The organism is Edaphocola aurantiacus (assembly GCF_019797745.1).
Lineage (GTDB): Bacteria > Bacteroidota > Bacteroidia > Chitinophagales > Chitinophagaceae > Edaphocola > Edaphocola aurantiacus.
This window is the reverse complement of record NZ_VOSI01000001.1, coordinates 451,055-470,937: the sequence shown is the minus strand read 5'-3', so window position 1 is coordinate 470,937 and position 19,883 is coordinate 451,055. Positions and strand designations below refer to the sequence as shown.

20 protein-coding genes are annotated in these 19,883 nt (G+C 44.7%); 4 read left to right on the top strand and 16 right to left on the bottom strand.

Going from position 1 to position 19,883, the window contains the following annotated elements:
* Positions 1 to 2: 2 nt before the first annotated feature.
* The 3 genes from folP to FTD44_RS01950 form a co-directional block, all read right to left on the bottom strand.
* The gene (gene folP / locus FTD44_RS01960; protein WP_222164921.1) at positions 3 to 836 is read right to left on the bottom strand and encodes a dihydropteroate synthase; all 834 of its coding nucleotides are present in this window, start codon (positions 834 to 836) and stop codon (positions 3 to 5) included.
* A 45-nt stretch (positions 837 to 881) separates the two neighbouring features.
* The gene (locus FTD44_RS01955; RefSeq protein WP_222164920.1) at positions 882 to 1,307 is read right to left on the bottom strand and encodes a hypothetical protein; all 426 of its coding nucleotides are present in this window, start codon (positions 1,305 to 1,307) and stop codon (positions 882 to 884) included.
* A 67-nt stretch (positions 1,308 to 1,374) separates the two neighbouring features.
* Positions 1,375 to 1,737, bottom strand: a complete 363-nt coding sequence (locus FTD44_RS01950; protein WP_222164919.1) for a bleomycin resistance protein — start codon at positions 1,735 to 1,737, stop codon at positions 1,375 to 1,377.
* 165 nt (positions 1,738 to 1,902) lie between these two features.
* Here FTD44_RS01950 and FTD44_RS01945 point away from each other — a divergent pair, with 165 nt between their 5' ends.
* Positions 1,903 to 2,382 (top strand): hypothetical protein, encoded by a 480-nt coding sequence (locus tag FTD44_RS01945; protein ID WP_222164918.1) that lies wholly within the window; start codon positions 1,903 to 1,905, stop codon positions 2,380 to 2,382.
* A gap of 45 nt (positions 2,383 to 2,427) precedes the next feature.
* Here the strand turns inward: FTD44_RS01945 and FTD44_RS01940 are convergent, their stop codons facing one another.
* Positions 2,428 to 3,819, bottom strand: coding sequence for an AMP-binding protein (locus FTD44_RS01940; RefSeq protein WP_222164917.1), 1,392 nt, complete (start codon positions 3,817 to 3,819; stop codon positions 2,428 to 2,430).
* Positions 3,820 to 3,821: 2 nt separating this feature from the next.
* On the bottom strand, positions 3,822 to 4,658 hold the full coding sequence (locus FTD44_RS01935; RefSeq protein ID WP_222164916.1) for an SDR family NAD(P)-dependent oxidoreductase: 837 nt from the start codon (positions 4,656 to 4,658) through the stop codon (positions 3,822 to 3,824).
* A gap of 150 nt (positions 4,659 to 4,808) precedes the next feature.
* Here FTD44_RS01935 and FTD44_RS01930 point away from each other — a divergent pair, with 150 nt between their 5' ends.
* Positions 4,809 to 5,399, top strand: coding sequence for a hypothetical protein (locus FTD44_RS01930; RefSeq protein WP_222164915.1), 591 nt, complete (start codon positions 4,809 to 4,811; stop codon positions 5,397 to 5,399).
* Positions 5,400 to 5,489: 90 nt separating this feature from the next.
* Here the strand turns inward: FTD44_RS01930 and FTD44_RS01925 are convergent, their stop codons facing one another.
* The 9 genes from FTD44_RS01925 to FTD44_RS01885 form a co-directional block, all read right to left on the bottom strand.
* Positions 5,490 to 9,395 carry a GEVED domain-containing protein gene (locus tag FTD44_RS01925; protein ID WP_222164914.1) on the bottom strand — a complete coding sequence of 1,302 codons (3,906 nt, stop codon included), beginning with the start codon at positions 9,393 to 9,395 and terminating at the stop codon, positions 5,490 to 5,492.
* A 124-nt stretch (positions 9,396 to 9,519) separates the two neighbouring features.
* Positions 9,520 to 11,637, bottom strand: coding sequence for a gliding motility-associated C-terminal domain-containing protein (locus FTD44_RS01920; RefSeq protein WP_222164913.1), 2,118 nt, complete (start codon positions 11,635 to 11,637; stop codon positions 9,520 to 9,522).
* Positions 11,638 to 11,738: 101 nt separating this feature from the next.
* Positions 11,739 to 12,107: a 50S ribosomal protein L19 gene (gene rplS / locus FTD44_RS01915; protein ID WP_129020926.1), complete on the bottom strand. Its 369-nt coding sequence runs from the start codon at positions 12,105 to 12,107 to the stop codon at positions 11,739 to 11,741.
* 76 nt (positions 12,108 to 12,183) lie between these two features.
* A complete protein-coding gene (rplT, locus tag FTD44_RS01910) occupies positions 12,184 to 12,528 on the bottom strand; it encodes a 50S ribosomal protein L20 (protein WP_129020927.1) in 345 nt (114 codons plus the stop codon).
* 75 nt (positions 12,529 to 12,603) lie between these two features.
* Positions 12,604 to 12,801: a 50S ribosomal protein L35 gene (gene rpmI, locus FTD44_RS01905; protein ID WP_129020928.1), complete on the bottom strand. Its 198-nt coding sequence runs from the start codon at positions 12,799 to 12,801 to the stop codon at positions 12,604 to 12,606.
* A gap of 104 nt (positions 12,802 to 12,905) precedes the next feature.
* Positions 12,906 to 13,247: an MmcQ/YjbR family DNA-binding protein gene (locus FTD44_RS01900; protein WP_222164912.1), complete on the bottom strand. Its 342-nt coding sequence runs from the start codon at positions 13,245 to 13,247 to the stop codon at positions 12,906 to 12,908.
* A 4-nt stretch (positions 13,248 to 13,251) separates the two neighbouring features.
* Positions 13,252 to 13,602 (bottom strand): translation initiation factor, encoded by a 351-nt coding sequence (locus FTD44_RS01895; RefSeq protein WP_222164911.1) that lies wholly within the window; start codon positions 13,600 to 13,602, stop codon positions 13,252 to 13,254.
* A gap of 14 nt (positions 13,603 to 13,616) precedes the next feature.
* Positions 13,617 to 14,534 carry a GNAT family N-acetyltransferase gene (locus FTD44_RS01890; protein WP_222164910.1) on the bottom strand — a complete coding sequence of 306 codons (918 nt, stop codon included), beginning with the start codon at positions 14,532 to 14,534 and terminating at the stop codon, positions 13,617 to 13,619.
* A gap of 4 nt (positions 14,535 to 14,538) precedes the next feature.
* Complete coding sequence (locus FTD44_RS01885; protein WP_222164909.1) at positions 14,539 to 15,774, bottom strand: ABC transporter permease; 1,236 nt, start codon at positions 15,772 to 15,774, stop codon at positions 14,539 to 14,541.
* Positions 15,775 to 15,896: 122 nt separating this feature from the next.
* Between FTD44_RS01885 and FTD44_RS01880 the strand changes: the two genes are divergently transcribed.
* Entirely contained in the window at positions 15,897 to 16,940 is a 1,044-nt protein-coding gene (locus FTD44_RS01880) for an endonuclease/exonuclease/phosphatase family protein (protein WP_222164908.1), read from the top strand.
* A 146-nt stretch (positions 16,941 to 17,086) separates the two neighbouring features.
* Positions 17,087 to 18,277 (top strand): enoyl-ACP reductase FabV, encoded by a 1,191-nt coding sequence (fabV, locus tag FTD44_RS01875; protein WP_222164907.1) that lies wholly within the window; start codon positions 17,087 to 17,089, stop codon positions 18,275 to 18,277.
* A gap of 67 nt (positions 18,278 to 18,344) precedes the next feature.
* Here the strand turns inward: fabV and FTD44_RS01870 are convergent, their stop codons facing one another.
* Positions 18,345 to 19,277, bottom strand: coding sequence for an aspartate carbamoyltransferase catalytic subunit (locus FTD44_RS01870; RefSeq protein ID WP_222164906.1), 933 nt, complete (start codon positions 19,275 to 19,277; stop codon positions 18,345 to 18,347).
* 58 nt (positions 19,278 to 19,335) lie between these two features.
* Entirely contained in the window at positions 19,336 to 19,872 is a 537-nt protein-coding gene (gene pyrR / locus FTD44_RS01865; protein WP_222164905.1) for a bifunctional pyr operon transcriptional regulator/uracil phosphoribosyltransferase PyrR, read from the bottom strand.
* Positions 19,873 to 19,883 lie beyond the last annotated feature (11 nt).

The following is a 19,883-nucleotide window of genomic DNA, read 5'->3' as shown; positions in this document are numbered from 1 at the left end:
ATTTAAGATTGCTGTAAATGATGGTATAATTTAACGACTTCTGCCGCTTCCTGCACATCATGTACCCGCAAAATATCCGCACCATTCGCCAATCCCCATGCATGTAAAACACTTGTGCCATTCAGGGCATGTTCTGTATCTGTATCCAGCGCTTTATATACCATCGACTTTCTCGAGACACCCATAAGCACCGGTTTGTTCAGTATACGGAATGCTTCCATATGCTTCAGCAGGGTATAATTGTGTTTCAGGGTCTTGCCAAAACCGAATCCCACATCAAGTACAATGTCTTTAACGCCATATTGCTCCAGGGTAGTGATACGCTCTGTAAAGAAATCCATAACAGCAGTAAGCACATTATCATACTCCGGATGCTGTTGCATATTACTCGGCGTGCCCTGGATATGTGTCAATATATAAGACACCTTTAAATCCCCAATGGTTTGAAACATGGCTTCGTCCATCGTACCGCCGCTGATATCGTTTACGATACCCGCACCCTTCGCCACCGCCTCACGGGCTACCGCAGCACGATACGTATCGACCGACAAAACAGCTTCCGGAAAAGCCTTATGTATGGCTTCTATAACCGGGACCACACGATCAAGTTCTTCCTGTTCACTCACCGGATCTGCCTTTGGACGCGTACTTACGCCGCCTATATCCAGGATGGATGCTCCTGCCTGTAGCATAGCCGCAGCCTGATCCAGCAATCCACCGACAGAATTATTTTTTCCTTTGGTGAAAAAAGAGTCCGGTGTCGCATTCAGGATGCCCATAACGAGCGGCTGATCCAGTGTAAGCAAGCGGCCACCACAGTTTAATGTATGTACCATGCTACAAATGTAGGATTTAGGCCGATAGGGTGAATGGGAAATGTTTTACAATGGAGGGTTAATTTCTAGAACAATCTGTGTACAGTGGATTCTGATTAATTGCCCATTTTCAAAGAAGTATAGAATGTCGTCTCCATCATTTGGCTTTGATTGTGGGATAATACTATCGTTGACTGCTCTTAAGGCTGAAGGGAAAAAGCTAATCTCTCCTAAACAACTATCATCTTCGTAGTTGCTTTGGTCATCCTGCTCAATAACGCGTAGAAAGTTTACTCCTTTATGTATCAGGACTATATCTGAATATTCATTAGGATTCACCCAGTCTGCGATAGTTTTTTCCCAAAGTAGTTTGACTACTCTGTCTCTAATATTATATTCAAAGCCGACGAAGTTAAAATTGTTTTGAAGGTCTAAATGTTTACCCTCTATTGAAAGGGTATAATTGTTTATTATGTCGAAGTTAACTTTCATTTTCAGTTTTGATCTTTAAGATCGCTGTATTTTCTTTTCACGTAACTTAAATAGTGCCAATATTTGCTTACTCCGCTCCACTTTGCCCGAAAGTCAGGAGATTATTGTCCGGGTCGAGCAATGAAAATTCTTTTTGTCCCCAGGGTTTTGTCTGTAAGGGACCATTAGGATGAATGGCTACTTCATGGTCCAGTAAGGATTGATATAAGTCTTCGATATCGTTTGTGCGGATATATACCTGCCCGTAGTTTTCTGTAGGGTCCAGTGCTGCGAACTCAAAAAAATGGAGTTCAATATTGTCCTTTTCTACCATTAAATAGCCATCATAGTCTGCACTACCGCAATTCCTGAAACCTAACTTATTGATGTAATAATCTTTTGTTGCGGCCTTATCCCGCATCGGTAGCTTGGGGTGAATGGTGGTGAGCATAGGTTGGGGTTTTAAACACAATTTATAGAAAATGCAGAAATCATCAAAGAGAACACTAGGATCTGATCCGGAAATGGGTGCTCAACCCGGTTTTTTTAACAGGGCATTAAACCTGTTGCTTGTTTTGGTATCTATGCACTATAATCCCTTTAAACCCTGAATTTTATGAATAAGCATTTTACCAGAACCCTTGCCTTGCTACTGGTAGTAGCAGGCCTCATCACCGGTCTAAGCTCTTGTACCAAGTATACCTTTATGAGCTATGACAAGAAAATAATGGGTCAATGGACCTTTGAAAAGGTTACACACAAAAGCGGCTTCCTGCAGCAATCGGTAAACATTACCCGTAATTATGAGGGTTGGACGTATGATTTCAAAAGGGATTATACCATTTCAGCAATCAACAGCAATACCGGTGAGCGACTGACAGGTTACTGGAGAATAAATGAGTATACAGATTATTACTATGATGAAGACGGCGTAACCAGTACCAGCACAAATTATGTATTGCGGTTTAACCTGGATGATGGAAGACTGAATACAAACTATGTATGGAATATCGGTAGCATTACCTCTAACTATCTGAGAGCCAGCGAATATGTTGGCAATGAGCGGTGGAATTATAAAATGGCAAGAGTACAGTAGGGTTGTAGCAATACAACCTTTTTTGATGCCCGGATCCCTTAAAGATTAGTCGGTAATATGTGTCTGAATGTTGTATTCGGGGAGCACATCGGCCAGGTATTGTTTAAAGAGATCATGATCAAATCCGGGATGCACGGTGATACTTGCATGGATATGACTTCTCAGCACTGCATCTTTCTGAATGAATACATGCACTGTTTTGACAGCGCTGAATTTCCTGATCTGCTGTGCAATCGCTTCCGGATATACATTTAATCCGCCAATAACCTGCATCTGATCTTTCCGGCCTTTATAAAGCCAATAGCCCGCCTCATCAACCGATATGATATCTCCCGTGCCGATAAATTCCTGTCCAGGTTGTCCGGCAGACCAGGTACATTTTACCCATAATTCTTTGCCCTCCTGTTCCGGACAATGGACAAATGTGTACCGGAGGCCTTTTATAGGTTTGCCCAGTGTACCGGGATTATGACGGAGCATTTCTGTTGTGGCAATAGCGCAAATACCCGTCTGGGAGGTACCGTACAGGTTATAAAGTTGTACATCCGTATCGTGCAGGATTTGTTTGGCCCAGGTACTTTCCAGCTGATCTCCCCCCGAAATGATCGCCTGTGTACCACGCAGTAATTGTTCTTTATGCCGGTATAATGCCGGAATCATAGAGGGCACGACAATCCAGCAGTCAATAGACTCCCGTTCCGATGCGGCATGCAGATGACCGGAGCCATAAGCCGGATGGCAATAAATACGCTTTTCTAAGAAAATAGATAATAACACCGCGGCCAGACCATAACCATGCGAGAAGGGAATAGCGATATAAGTGCTGCGGTACTGCTGCAATTGCAGTTGTGTATATATATCACGAAACGGGCGATAATAACGCCATGCCATTGTTGCTCTTGTATAAGGACGTGGAAGGCCCTGAGAACCGCTGCTCAGTACGGTAAGGTGACTCGTTTGTCCTGCCGCAGCATATCGGGGAGTCGTGACAGGTATATTGTTTATGACTTCGGCCAGGTCAATTGCCCTGAAAGGTAGCGAAGAGGCATACGTTCCTGTAAGCAATACAGCATCATATGTTTGTCCTGCAAGCCGGGATTTAAGTGTCGTTTCGGTTAGTTCTGCACCCGCAAGTACGATGTCGCAACCCAGGGCGGACAGCGCGAAGAGCATTGTCAGAAAAGGAATACCGTTAGGGCAGGCAAGGAGTACTCTTTGGCCGCCCTTAATATGATATTGATGATATAGTATGTATGCAGTTTGTAATGCTTGTGTATACAGCACCTGGTAGCTGATTTTCTGCTCATCGTCATCAATAAAAGCATCTTCAGCCCTGGTGTGTCGTACACTGTCGAGCAGACTGATGAGGTTGTGCCCGTGCCTGGATACAGAACGGAGCAGGGTATATGCTTTTTTGATTTTCTGGCGCAGCTGCATATTTATCCCTTCGAGGATACCTTGACATAGCTATACTTATTCCACAGGCGTTTCCCAAAAAAGCTGGCCGCTTGCGGCGCTACACCCCACCACGGTTTTTGTGCAGGTTTGTTGCGGTATATAAGCCTGCATATACGGATAGCAGCCTGATCGGCTTCCATTGCCAGTGCATTAGCATACTTTGGGTTCGGAGCGATCATCCTGGTTTTAACCAGCGGGTAATAAATGCTCTTAGCCGTAATGCCCATATGCTTCCATTCTGCCCAGTTACCCCTGAACCAGTTGTCAAAAGCTGTTTTAGATGCCTGGTAGGCACACCACATCGGTGCCGGTAACAACAAAACAATCATAGAGGATACATTGATCACCGTTCCCTTGCTTTTGGCCAGCAGGGGGGTGAGGGCGAGGATCATCCTGGCCGGAGTCAGATAATTAAGGGTATTGGTACGGGTAATATCATGGTAGCGATCTAAAGACCTTGCCAGGGAACGCATAATAGATTTGCCCGCATTGGAAATAAAGTAGTCAATTCTTTCCAGTTGCAATAACTGGTTGATGGACTGTTCTATCTGTTCGTCATCATACAGGTCTGCGGCAATAATGGCTGCAGTAGATCCGTTGGCTTCAATCTTTTGCGCCAGTTCCTCCATCACAGATCTGGTACGGGCAACAAGGACTAGGTGCACATTATAATGCGAGAGCAGTAAACAGAGTTCAGAACCGATGCCAAAACTGGCCCCGGTCACAACAATGGTTTTGCCATTAATGGCATTGTTGAGTCTGGTTTTATTTATTTTTTTATGAGGAAACAGCACACTTTCCAATAATCGACGAAACATAATCTTGTTTTAAACTGTGATAATAGTGAATACCGCAATATTCAACCTGTTTACCGACAAAAGGCCTCCGGAGGATTACGTTGATTAAACGAATCCTTCAGATGCAGTCAAAATACCAAACATTTATTTAGAACAATAAAATTTGAGATTATGAAAAAGGTAATGATGATATTGGCGATTGCTTTTAGTCTGATCGGTACAACAACAACACAGGCACAGGCAAAATTACAAGTAAATATTGGAAATCAGCCGGGATGGGGTCCAACTGGTTACGATCATGTGGATTTTTATTACCTACCGGAGCTGAATTGCTACTATGATGTGATCAGAGGACAGTTTATTGTTCTGACAAATAATGCCTGGATATACAGTAATAATGTCCCTTCAAGATACCGTGGTATAGATCTGTACCGTACTTATAAGGTTGTAGTCAACAATCCAAGACCGTACCAATACAATGCCAGTCACATCAGACAATATGCCCGTTACAAAACCGATCATACACAAGTTGTGATTCGTAACAGTAAAGAATATAAATATTATCAGAGTGCCGGACACCCTAACCATAACCAATGGAAAGGAAATAATGGTCAGGCTGGAAACAACAGACAAGGTCAGGGTTATCAGAACCGTAATAATAGTAATAATAATACGGTAAGAACCAATCCCGGTACAACACGTGGTAACACACAGCAATCTGTGAGAACAAACGATAATCGTAATAACGGCAACAGAAGATAGGCCGGAAGAAGAGACTTTATGAGTGGAGTATTGAGTAATTAAAAAGGGCTGTCGAAAGACAGCCCTTTTCTTATTTAAGTAGTCAAAACCTTACAGTTTCTGTACTTTTTGTTGCCATACCTGGCCATTGTTATTGTTGAACTTGATGATATACATACCTTGAGCAAATGCACTCAGGTCGATCTGCAGTGTTTTGCTGCCATCGGTTTCTCCTTCAGCCAGCATTCTGCCCAGGGCATCATATAATCTGTAATGATCACCTTTGATCAGACCTTCAATATTGATTAAAGTCTGAGCAGGGTTAGGATACATTTTGAAGCCCGGACGATTCGGTACATTTTTAATGCCGTTCGGGTTGATAGACATCATTAAAGCATTACTGTATACGGTCTGATTTGCCGCACAGAAGTTGAAATTACTTGCATAAGCAGAGATCTCATCTCCGTGGTAGAAATCTGTACCGGCTACACCGCTCCAGGTTGCTGCAGTAGCACCAGGAATATCGATGCCGTTTTTGCGCCATTTAACCAGTGGGTTACTACCACCGTCTGTTACCAGTGCGGTAAAGGTTGTCGTCACACCAGAGTAAATAGTGCCGCTCGGATTTCTGGTAATGAAAATACTTGGATCACTGCTGGCCGTTACATTCAGGTTCAGTGTTACCGTACTGTCACAACCATTAGCAGATGGAGTTACGTAAGTCGCAATACCTTGTCCGCCGGTAGCAACGGACTGACCGTTCCATGTATAGGGCAGTTCTTCAGAACAGATCTCCAGTGTTTCCGTATGCTGAGAGGTCGGTAATACCGTTACACTCATTGTCGCAGTAGTGTTACAGGAAGCACCACTGGTTGGCGTAAAGGTATAGCTGCCACTTGCGGTGTTACTGATCGTAGATGGAACCCATACACCGGTAATACCATTGTTTGACGTCGTTGGTAATAAAGGTGCTGTAGTACCATTACACAGAGGCGCTACTGCAGTAAAGGTCGGAGTGATCAGGCCGCTTACCGTAATATTCTGCGTTACGTTAACCGCACATTGGTTAGGAGCCGGAGTAAATACATAAGTACCGCTTGTAGTATTACTTACAGTAGACGGGTTCCATGTACCGGTAATGTTATTGGTAGAAGTGGTAGGCAGCGTAGGCGCTGTAGCACCGCTACATAATGTTTGTGGTAAAGTGAATGTTGGTGTGATCTGGATATTCGGGATCGCTACATCAACAGGTCCAACCCAGTCAGAGAAAGAACCACTGCCACAGTTCGTACGTACATACAGCTGATAGTTTACGTTAGGGCCCATATAAGGGAATACGTAAGTATTCACGCCGGTACTACCCGTAATCGGTACTATAGTACCATTATTGGCATAATAACCTGCAGGGCCATAGCTCACCTGGTAGTTTGTATTGGTTCCGTTGCCCGTCCAGGTCAGGGTACCACCGGCACAGGTTACGTTGCTGGCTGTTGGCATACCTGGCAGAGGACATGTTTGTTTGGTATTCGGTACCACGCTCACCGCAAGTATGTTCATTACACCGGTTCCGCTGTGCGCAAAAGAGATACTGTCAATTTGCTTATTGCGGTTAGCTGTAAGGATGGTAATTGCAGAATCATGCAGGTAAGGACCACCGGTACCTAAAGCATTAGAGCTGATAGTAATACGGCCAACAGTAGAGGCTACGTTGTTGCCGCTGGCAAACCAGTCAGGGTAACCTTGAGTAGCTGTCTGTGTTGTACCATCATTGAAGTAAACGGTTGCAGTATGCGTAGACGCACCACTTCCGCTTACACCCATTACATACACTTTATTCGCTCTTTTCGGAGCCAGGAAGCGTACCGTACCACTGTTGGTACCGGTCAGGCGCAGAGAGTTATTGGCAGAATAAGGGTTCAGTCTGTATTTTCTGAATGTATTCTGGATAATGCGGCTTACAGGAATAGACTGGGTAGGGAAGGCACTGCTGGATGTTGCCTGGAAATCGGCAGACACCAGGGCATAACCTGCACCATCCACATCATTGTTGGTAGAAGCTGAGGCATTACCAATACCATTGGCAATGACGTCAAATGCCAGTCCATTCAGAGATACCGGAGTAAGGGTATCGGTCAACGTAGTAAAGGAGACAGACGTCCAGCTGCTGGTGTCACCCACGCTACAGAAAGTACGTGCATAGAAGCTATATTGCGTACCCTGGTATAAGTTGGTAAATGGCACACTGAATGCAGCGGTAGTACCGTTTGCTGCCAGACCGGTAGCACCCGAACCCGGAGCAGTACCATCCAGTCGCAGTTCATAGATATAGCTTGTCGGTGTATTACCTACCGGAGGCGCAGCATAGTTTACCGTTGCTCCTGTAAAAGTAATACCACTTGTTGTCAGGTTGATCGGGTTTACGCAAACACCGCTTACAGACAATACATTGAAGGTATAGTCTTCGGCTTCACCATATTGGATGTTACCACAAGAGTTCATCGTATTGCCATAATAAGTATTTCTTACACGCATACGGGTCGCACCTACTGTTGCGGACCAAGGCACCATAAAGGAGCCGGTAACGGTAGCTGTAGCTACCGCAGAGTAGATACCGGAATATACTTTTTCTGTTACCTCATCAAAGGCACCATCTTTATTCCAGTCGATATAAATCGCACGACTACTCAGACTGCTGCTGGTTGTCAGAGAGAAGTTTACTGTACCGCCCAGTGGAGCAGAAGCAGACATCGTTGCACTGTAGTCATTGTAAGAAGCACTACCCGTACCATTGTTCGTAATATTGGTAGTTCCTCCTGTAGTAGAGAAGCTGGAAATATAGTACGAAGCAGGAGTGGTAGAGGTTGGTATACAATAACAGCTTGATGGAGCCGTTAAGGCCACATTGATCACATTAGAGATCGTAGAGTCACCGGTGCCCGTACATTTTACAATACATCTGTAGTATGTTGCTGCAGATTGTGTGGTCGCAAAAGTTGTGGTTGTACCACCTGCAATATCAGCAAACGGACCTGCTACAGCTGCAGCAGATTGCCATTTGTATGTGATACCAGGGGCAGCTGTAATACCGGTCAGGATCAGATTAAAGCTGATCGTTGGACAAACGGTAGCTACAGAAGAGGAAGCCACACCAACGCCAGGGTTACCACCACATAAGGTAGTAAAGTCATTTACCAGGTTCCATGCACTACTGTCGGATGCAGAACATAAAGATTTTACATATGCATCGTAAGGAGTTGAAGAAGCCAGACCTGTAGCATTTACACTCGTACCGGTAGTTGTACCGGTTGCTACTGCAGGCGCAGTATTAGGATTCGCACCATCTGCTACCACTAACCATCTGTAGTTTGCAGGGCTAGATGTAGAAGCAGTCCAGCTGATGGCAGCAGAGTTTGATGTAGGTACCGATGCAATGTTTGATGGAGGTAAACAGGTAGCGGCATTAGTCACAACAAGTTTATAATCCATGTACCGGCCATAACCATAACCGGTACCGCAAGGTACAAGTCCGTTATTAGGACCACCAGAGTTACCACCTCTGCCCCAGATACGTAAACGGTAGTTACCGGCTGCTACTGAAGGCGGAATGGTAATGCTGCCCGTGTACGCAATAGTACTTGCACTGGCATCATAGTTTGGGGTAAAGAGCAGCTCTCCTGCATCTTCAAAATCATTGTCATTATTGAAATCGACTGCAAGTCCTACACCGCAGTAACCTAATGAAGAAAGGCTTACATTGGTCGCCACACCAGCAGTTATAGGTATGTTCTGTGTGGTGTAATCCTGGTATTTCGTAGTGCTGTTACATGCAGGACTGTGGGTAAATGTACCAATGGTAACCTGGTTAACGCCCCATGTAGTACATTGGTTTGCATAGGTAATGGTACAGTACGGAGCCTGAGCACTGGATCGTCCGGCAAGGCCGAGCGACACCATTAGTAACAATAGTGGAGCGTACCAGGGTCGTCCACTGATGGAGGGGTAAAAATTAAACTTCATCTTGCTGTTATTTAAGGTAAGTAATTGAATTGTTTTAACGCGTGAATTTACTTTTTATTCGGATGAAATGCAAGTGTTTGGCCGTAAATGAGGTTCGATAAGATGCAGAAAAGTATGTTTGGTTTTAACGAAGTAATGTTACATCGCCCTTAAGTGTTGCCGTTTTTCCTAATTGGTCTGTGTAGGTCAGGTAATAACAGTATACACCTGTTTCCACTTTTTTGCCTTTGAAATTTCCGTCCCAGCCTTTGATACCATTACTCTCAAATATTCTTTGTCCGTACCGGTTATAAACCGTCATTTGCACCAGTTTTACGGCGCATCTTGCCTTTGCTTCAAACAGATCATTGCGTCCGTCACCATTTGGCGTAAAGGCATTGGGCAGCACCGGAACACAGGCACAGTCTATTGTTTTTACGGTTATCGTGTCTTTTAATATTCCGCAGGGCGAATTGGCCGTAACGATATAGGTTCCTGCAGCAGATACGGTCAATGGTGCAGATAATACACCATTATCCCATTGGTATTCAGAAACGGAAGTTTCTACCGGGATACTTACACTGGTATGCTCACAGATCGTGGTGTCGGACTTCAGTACACTCAGGTAGTCTGAGCCGTTATAGATATTCACTGTATCAGAAATCGTACAACCGTTTTTCGTAATCTGTACAATATACTGTCCGGCTTGGCTCACCACATAAGTAGCCTGTGTGCTCCCATCCTGCCATAGATAGCTCGCACCCGCAGTACCGGCATTCAGGGTGAGATTAGTACCCGGGCAGATCGCTTTATCCTCACCCAGGATATTGGCCGCTGCATCATTCAGCCTGGTAATATGGAAGGTGTCAATTCGTACTGTGCAGGGAGACATGCTTCTTACCCAGTAAGTGCCCTGCATACCGGTGGTAATAGATGCTGTAGTGGCACCCGTACTCCAGGTATAGCTGTCCGCACTAACCCCTGAGCTGATGGTCAATGGCGTGCAGGTATTTGCGTTATGTACATAGTAGCTGGTTGTTTTCTTGCGCACCGCGGCCTTCATGCCCGGAACATTGGAATAGCTGTTATGATAGGGCATAACAAAGGCATCCGGTACAATATTACAGGCTGCACCAGCAGCATTCGGGTTATTAATCACCGTCATGGTATGGTCTGCAAAGTTCAGGGAGGTGGTACTGATATAAATCTTACCATCAGGCCCCAGGCGTGTACCCATGAATTTCCGGTTACTGCCTCCATTCGGAATCAGTTCTGTCTTAGAGGCCTCAATGGCCGCCGCATTAGGGTAAAGGGTAGCATCATATTGCCTCACATAATACGACCCGCCGGGCAGATAGAGTTTAGTGCCGTCGGGAGAGAATGCCAGACCACAGTTTCCGGTACCGGGTCCCCACCAGGTTGTATTGATGGTGATGCGGTTGCTGATCAATCCTGTATTCCGGTCAAATGTACCCATCTCCATAAGCGGCGTATAAAAATTCAGCCAAGCGATGACTGTACCGTCCGGATTAAATTTCATTTCCCCTCCGTTGCTCTGCGGTCCCTGTGTAGGATGTACACCCATGGCAGGGTCATGCGGACTGGCTACCGGCGGGTGAATACCGGTCGCATCAATTTTATAAGCTTTATATTCTTGAGTACTATAGTTGCGTACAACCAACCAGTAACCCTCACAGTTATCCAGGGGAAGGATGGCCATCTGCTCGGATATATGTGTTTCCAGCAGGATGTTTTTCTGACCCGGCATTACATCTCCCAATCCACCGTTCAGGCTCATATCTATGACGCTGTAGCGCAGGGTAGGAGTGCCGTTGTTATATTGCTGGTAAGACATGTCTTCCATCGCAAAGAGGTAATACTGGTCGGGATTGGCGATAGATTGTACAATACCGGTACCCTGGGTGGTAGAACCTCCCCAGGTATAGCCAATGATGCCGGTACCATTAGGCATAACATTGCCATTACGGTTCCATACCGACTCACTGTTGGAGTAGAAGAGCAGGTTGCCATTCTCATCACTGACAGATGCTGCCGATTCTGAGGCTGCCAAAGGTGTATTATTGATGATTACCGGTGCGCCGGAGTTAAAGTCAAGTCCGTGATGGTCTCCGAAGATCCATATATTGTCCTCACCCTGGGCGAATAGGTTTGTTGCAGCAGGGGCAATAAAGGAGCAGCACAGCAATAATAATCTGAGATAGAATGGTTTAGGGCTCATGAAGGATATCGATATTACCTTCAAAGACAGGAGGTTTTGCCCGGTTGGTTTGCTGTTATGCAAAATAAAAAACCGGACTCTGTACAGAATCCGGTTTTTTATAAACACGCTTGGAAGCGGTATAATTATTTTTTGGCAACAACAGCCATACGTTTTTCTTTGATACGTGCTGCTTTACCGAAACGCTCACGTTGGTAGTACAGTTTCGCACGACGTACGCGACCTCTTTTGTTAACAACGATAGACTCGATGTTTGGAGATAAGATAGGGAATAAACGCTCAACACCAACACCGTCAGAGATTTTACGAACAGTGAATGTTGCCGTAGCACCAGTACCCTGACGTTTGATTACGTCACCTTTGAACGATTGGATACGCTCTTTAGTACCTTCAATGATTTTATAATTAACTGTGATATTGTCACCAGCTTTGAATGCAGGAACTTCTTTCTTTGTAGTTAATTGTTCGTGGATAAATGCAATTGCTGCTTCCATTTTAAATTATATTTATTGATGAACATCAAACAGTATGTACGAACTATTTTACAACAGCTCGCCATACAAGAATTATTTATTTAACCTCAGCTACTAAGCTTTTAAAGCTTTCTGGTTGATTCATAGCTAAGTCAGCCAAAACTTTTCTGTTCAGGTTGATTCCTTTTTCATTTAATTTATGCATGAAAACGGAATAGCTCAGACCTTCTTCACGAACGGCAGCGTTGATACGTGCGATCCACAAGCCGCGATAGCTGCGCTTTTTCAGTTTACGACCTACATATTTGTAGCCTAAACCTTTCTCTAATACGTTTTTGGCAACGGTATAAACGTTTTTACGCTTACCGTAGAATCCTTTCGCCTGTTTTAGGATTCTTTTTCTTCTTGCACGTGATGCAACTGCATTTACTGAACGTGGCATAATTTATAAAATTAAAATGCTGTTTTAAATAATGTAATTTAATAACATACCTCTTTTACAGAGGGAAAAATGGGCTTAACGTAAGTTCAACATTCTCTTAACCAGTGGCAGGTTAGCAGAGTGAATCTCAGTGCTACCACGTAAGTGACGTTTACGCTTAGTTGATTTTTTTGTTAAAAGGTGACTTTTGTATGCTTTGAAACGGCGGATTTTGCCGGTACCAGTGATTTTAAAAGTCTTTTTAGCCCGTGAATGTGTTTTAACTTTTGGCATAATATTCAAATTTCGGATGGCAAAGGTATGATAATATTTTCTACTAACAATATTTTTTTAAAATAATTTCCTGTAAACCGGTCCTAATGCAATATGGTCATGCATTAAGATTTTTTTGGTTTTGATTTTTTGGCCGTAACCAGGTGATAAGAGTGGAGAATTTCGCTCTTTACAGCGGCATTATCCAGTGCTCCATCCATTATTATGGTGTTCCAGTGCTTCTTGTTCATATGGTATCCGGGCAGCACAGAACTGCAGGATTCCCTGAGCTCAATGGCCCGATCCGGATCGCATTTTACATTGATGCGTGCCGGCTGTTCATCCAGTGCCAGCAGCAGAAATATCTTTTCATTGGCTTTAAACACCAACGTTTCTTCTCCGAAAGGGAAGCTTTCCGTTACATTTTCCTGGCTCAGGCAAAATGATCTGATGGATTCTATATCCATAATTTTATACCGTTTTAGTTTTTGTATAACCCCATTCGAGCAGCCATTGCGCAATCTTTTGCTTATAATCGCCCTGAATCAGTATCACCCAGTCTTTAGCACTGCCCCCGGTACCACATTTGGTCTTTAGTTTTTTGGCCAGTGCCTGAAAATCATCTTCATTACCGGCAAAACCTTCCACCAGTGTTACAACCTTACCGGCTCTTTGTTTTTTATCCAGGAGCACACGTAGCTTTTGTTGTGCGGGCTCCAGCGTATCAATATGTTCTTCCGGTTCGGATTGCATCGCCTCCGGGTTGGTCGAGAAAACCAGTCCACCCAGATCCGACAATCCCAGTTTCTTTTGCTTGCTCATAAATGTATAATTTGTTAACCTAATATTTTTTGTTTCCACTTCCAGATCATAGACCTCGTGCGGCTGTATACTGGATAGTCTACGCGCAGTCCTCCGAATGATTTAAAGAAAAATTCGATTCCGGGAATACTGCTTCCCTCAAAATCAAAATATTCCAGTCCCAGTTCCTTGGCTGTACAGATCGCCTTCCATAACAGCAAAGCCGCTGCAGATGGGTGCTTCAGCTCCGGGTTGATGGCGCTCAGCATATAATACATGCTGGTCCGGTCGTAGAGGAACCATTGTATACCCAATATATTCCCGCTTGCATCCCTCACTTCAAGACACAGACAGGCATGGTGTTGACGTGCCGCTTGGTCGACAGCTGCAATCAATTCGGGCGTCAGCGCATATTTATTGCCCTGCCGTGCAAATGTGCCGGAAAGCCATTGGTTGAACAAAGGTACGTTGAGTTGTGTTGCGACAACCAAAAGTTCTTTTTCTGCTTTCTGAATCAGCTTCATGCGCTTCTTATCCACCGCAGCCGATATTTCAGCCAGCTCTGGTTTCAGATCGATAAGGTAAGTGCGTTTGTGAAAAGCAGTATATCCTTTCCCCTCAAAAAAAACACTCAGATCTTTCGAAAATGGTGGCGTCAATATATGATAGCCTGCTTTGGGCAACAGGCGATAAGCCTGCTCCAGTAGCGTATTATCCACCGGGTTGTCCAGGAAATAAGGTCCCAGGTTTGAAGTAAGCCTTGGCGTGCGGATCAGTTGCAGCATCCACTTTTTCTCAAGCGTATAGGGCCATACCAGGACTGCTTTTTCGTCTTTATAAATAATAATCACATCCCAGCGGGTACTCACCGCATCCAGCCACCAGGGCTGGTAGAACACCGGCAACTGGTCCAGCAGGGACTGGTCCCGTATATAGATTTCCTTTTGTGACATGATATTAGCGGAATCTTAGGGCTTGTACAATATTTACTTTTCTTACAATCAGGCTGGGCAATATCATGATCAGGGTGCAGAAAATCAGCGTTCCCAGGTCAATCAGTACCACATACCACCATTTCAGTTCTATAGGGGCGGCCTTCATATAATAGGTATTTTCGTTGAGTTGTATCAGGTGTGTGTATTGCTGGAGCAGGCATAAGCCGACACCCAGCAAGGTGCCCCATAAAACCCCTTTTAGCGCAATGCGGGCAGCATGGTAACTAAAAGTCCGTTGTATGGCTGCATTAGGCATACCCAGCGCTTTCAGCACACCAATCATGTGCGTACGCTCCAGTATAAAAATAAGCAATGCGGTAGCCATATTGATAGCGGCAACAAGGCCCATAATGATCAGGATAATACGGGTATTTACATTCTGAAAGTCAAGCCAGGAAAAGATAAACGGATAGATATCTTTGATCGTAGATACAGACATCGGTGGTTGCAGATAGGATTGGTAAATATCCTCACCGGTCTGTTGCGCCGTTCTGTAATCGGTCATGTTTATCTGTATCGCACTGATGTCATCAGCCGCCCAGTTACTTACCCTTCTCAGCAGGCGAATGTCGCATATGCCAAAGCTCTTGTCTATTTCCTCCATTCCCGTATGGTACGTGCCCACCACCGTCAGTTTACGTACGGGGGGGACTTCCGATTCCGGATCAAAGAATACAACCAGCACTGTGCCGCCGATCTTCAACCTGAGCCGGTCCATTGTAGATTGAGAGAGGATGATCTCCTGTGCATAACCGGAATCCGGAAACTGTATCGGCCTTCCGGAGAAGCCGATCGCCGTATTGCTTTTCAGCGGATAATTAGCTTCTACGCCTTTTAGTTTTATACCTTCCAGGCTGTTATTCGCTTTAATGATTCCAGGCTTTACAATATAAGGATATACCGCCTGGATACCTTTGTGGCTGCGGATCTGTTGTAAGAGTGCAGGATCTTTACGGAAGGGCTTACTGGCAACCTGTGCACTGGGATTAGGGTCGAAAAGTGCCACCTGCGCATGTCCCCAGAAGATAAACATCTTATCCCGGATCGTAGTCTTGAATCCCTGCACGATAGCCACTGCCATGATCATAACTGCTACACTCAGTATAGTAGCAGCAGTCGCAAGACGGATGATGAACGATGAAAAGGTCGATTGTTTGTTCCGGGCTATTTTAGCGGCAATGAAATATGCTGTATTCAATGCAGGGTGTGTTTGAGACAAAAATAAGGTAAAGTGTTATGCTGTCATTAATTTTCTCTAAACATTTTTCTAATCCGTTTGTTTTTTCTTGCTTTGCTGATCGTTTTAAAATATTGAGATAAATGAAAAAAGTAGCCCTTTCTTTGCTCATCTGTTTGGGTATGACCCATACCGATTATGCCCAGAAGAAAGATTATCAGATCAGTGCAGTCGCCTTTTATAACCTGGAGAATCTTTTCGATACTGAAGATGATCCTAAAAAGTTTGACGAAGAGTTTACGCCGACAGGTGCCAATCACTATACAGAAGCCATTTATGCCAAGAAATTGCAGAATATGTCCCGTGTATTATCTGAGATCGCCACAGAAAAAATACCTGAAGGCCCTGCGCTGATTGGTGTAGCGGAGATCGAAAATAAAAGAGTATTGGAGGACCTGCTCAAGCAACCTAAACTGAAAGACAGGGGCTGGAAGATCGTTCATTTTGAATCGCCCGATGCCCGTGGGGTAGATGTGGGTATGCTCTATAATCCGCGTTTGTTCAAAGTGCTGGATGCAGAGGCTTTATTTGTAGATATTAAAGAAAACGGCAAGCAGCAATATACCCGTGATATACTGTATGTAACCGGGATACTGGGAGGAGATACCGTAACGGTATTCGTAAACCACTGGCCTTCCCGTAGTGGTGGTGAAGCCGCCTCTGCCTGGAAAAGACAGAAAGCGGCCAGCGTTTGTAAGGCCATTATAGATAAGAAAGTAGCAGAGAATCCTAATGCCAAAGTGATCCTGATGGGAGATCTTAATGATGATCCGGTAAGTCCGAGCGTGGCCGAGATCATCGGTGCTGGTGGCGATAAGGATAAGATCAAACCCGGTGGCATGTACAACCCATGGATGTCCTTCTTTAAAAAAGGTATTGGTACCCTGGGCTACGGCGACTCCTGGAACCTGTTCGATCAGATCATCCTGTCCTACGGATTTATTAATAAGAAAGAGGCCGGCTGGTCTTTTTACAAAGCAGAAATCTTCAAACCTGCTTACCTCATCAGCAATTTCGGGCGTTATAAAGGATATCCGCATCGTTCCTTCTCCAACGGAGTATGGATCGATGGTTATGCCGACCACTTTCCGACCTATATTTACCTGATCAAGGAAGTGCAGCCTTAAAAATACGATTACGTAACAATTGTATTATGGTGTACTGTGTAAGCAGTACACCATAATACTTTAGTACAGCATTATAGCCAATTTGTCCGTATATTTGGCCTCGATTTGTTTTTACATTTTATAGAAATACCTAAAGCAATTAGTTTATGATAATAGAACCTAGAATGAGAGGGTTTATATGCCTTACGGCACACCCTGCAGGCTGTGCGCAGAACGTAGTGAACCAGATCAATTATGTAAAAGCGCAAGGTCCGGTCGAAGGCCCTAAAAGAGTATTGGTTATCGGAGCATCAACTGGTTTTGGTCTGTCTTCGCGTATTACCAGCGCTTTCGGTGCTAACGCAGCTACGATCGGTGTCTTTTTTGAAAAAGCCCCTCAGGAAGGAAAAACCGCTACTCCGGGATGGTACAACACTGCCGCATTCCAGGATGAAGCAGAGAAAGCAGGACTGTATGCCAAAAGCATTAACGGTGATGCCTTCTCCGATGAAATAAAACAACAGACGATAGCGCTGATCAAGCAAGATCTGGGACAGGTAGACCTGGTGGTATATAGCCTGGCTTCTCCGGTGAGAACAAATCCAAGAACCGGTGTCACACACCGTTCGGTGCTGAAGCCTATCGGTGCAACTTATACAAACAAAACTGTAGATTTTCATACCGGTGTCGTTTCTGAAATATCAATCGAACCTTGTAATGAGGAAGATATTAAGAATACTGTTGCCGTTATGGGTGGCGAAGACTGGGATATGTGGATGGATGCCATGATGGAAGCCGGTGTACTGGCTGAAAATGCGCTTACTGTAGCTTATTCCTATATCGGGCCAGTACTAACAGAACCGGTATACCGTAAAGGTACTATCGGTGCCGCAAAAGATAACCTGGAAGCGACTGCATTTACGATCTCGGATAAACTGAAATCTCTGAATGGCCGCGCGATTGTATCGGTAAACAAAGCACTGGTGACACAGGCCAGCTCTGCTATTCCGGTTATTCCGCTGTACATTTCCCTGCTGTACAAAATCATGAAGGAAAAAGAAATTCATGAAGGTTGTATCGAGCAGATGTATCGCCTGTTCAATGATCGTCTGTATAATGGCAGTACCATTCCTACAGATGAAAAAGGCCGCATCCGTGTAGACGATTGGGAAATGAGAACTGATGTACAGGACGAAGTAGATGCATTATGGACTAAAGCAACAACAGAAACCTTGCCGGAAATTGGCGACCTGAAAGGGTATAAATCAGATTTCCTGAGCCTGTTCGGTTTTGGTGTTGATGGCGTTGAATATGGTACAGAGGTAAACGAATTAGTACCTATTAAAGGATTACAATAGTTTCCACTACATAAAAAAAGATGCGCACCAATTTGGTGCGCATCTTTTTTTATGTAGTATTTATAACTTAAATCAGGTTGTCCTTCTTTCCTGCAAGCAGGTACAGTACCGCCATACGCACCGCAACACCATTTTCTACCTGATCCAGGATAATGGATTGCTTGCTGTCCGCAACATCAGAGCTTAATTCCACTCCGCGGTTGATTGGTCCGGGGTGCATGATCACGATATCCTTCTTCACAGAATCCAGCAGGGATTTGGAGACACCGTAGTACATCGAATACTCTCTTAGAGAAGAGAACAGCGGCTTGTTCTGGCGCTCCAGCTGAATACGCAGTACATTCGCCACATCACACCATTCCAGCGTTTTACGCACATCATAAGACACCTTTACGCCCAGTGTTTCGATATGTTTTGGAATCAGTGTCGGAGGTCCGCAGACGATTACTTCAGCGCCCAGTTTGGTCAGGCAGTAAATATTACTCAGGGCCACACGGCTATGCATGATATCACCGATGATCGCAATCTTCTTACCTTTCAGGTTGCCCAGCTTTTCCGTCATGGAAAAGGCATCCAGCAATGCCTGTGTAGGGTGCTCATTGATACCATCTCCGGCATTTACAATACTGGCATTGATATGATTGGCGAGGAAATGCGGCGCACCGGTGGCAGAGTGTCTCATCACCACCATATCCACTTTCATGGACAGAATATTTTTAGCCGTATCGATCAGGGTTTCTCCTTTGGATACCGAGCTGCCGGATGCCGCGAAATTAATCGTATCGGCACTTAAGCGCTTTTCGGCCAGTTCAAAAGAGATGCGTGTACGGGTTGAGTTCTCAAAAAATAAATTGACTATGGATGTATCACGCAGGGTAGGGACCTTCTTGATCGGTCTTTGCAGTACTTCCTTGAATTTTTCTGCAGTTTTAAGAATCAATTCGATGTCTGATGGTAACAGATCCTTGATGCCTAAAAGATGTTTGACAGATAATGACATAATTTATTTTTCCTAAATATGTTTGCTGATATTAAAAACTTAAATCTTGTGCCGGAAATTACTTGGTGCCGATCATAACGACCTCATCCTTGCCCTCATGTTCTTTCCAGAGCACTTTTACTTTTTGGTTATTGATCACATCTACAGACATGCCCACATAATCCGGTTGAATCGGTACTTCTCTGCTGAATCGGCGATCGATCAGCACCAGCAGTTCCACATGTTCCGGACGGCCAAAGTCCAGCAGGGCGTCAAGTCCTGCACGGATACTGCGACCAGTGTACAAAACATCATCGATCAGGATCACTTTCTTTCCGGATACAGAAAAGTCCAGCTGGGTTTCCTGTGCCTGGTGTAATGATCCGCCGGAATTAAAGTCGTCACGGTAAAAAGTAATGTCCAGTTTGCCGTAAGGTATATTTATCTCCGGTAACAGTTGTTGCAGTTTCTGGTGTATTCTGTCGGACAGGAATACGCCGCGCGGCTGCAGGCCTATGATAACCGTATCGGAAAAGTCCAGGTGATTTTCGATCAGCTGATGCGCCAGACGGGTAAGCGTAATATCCAGTTCCTGTTGTGCGTATAATGATTTCATTACCGGGTATA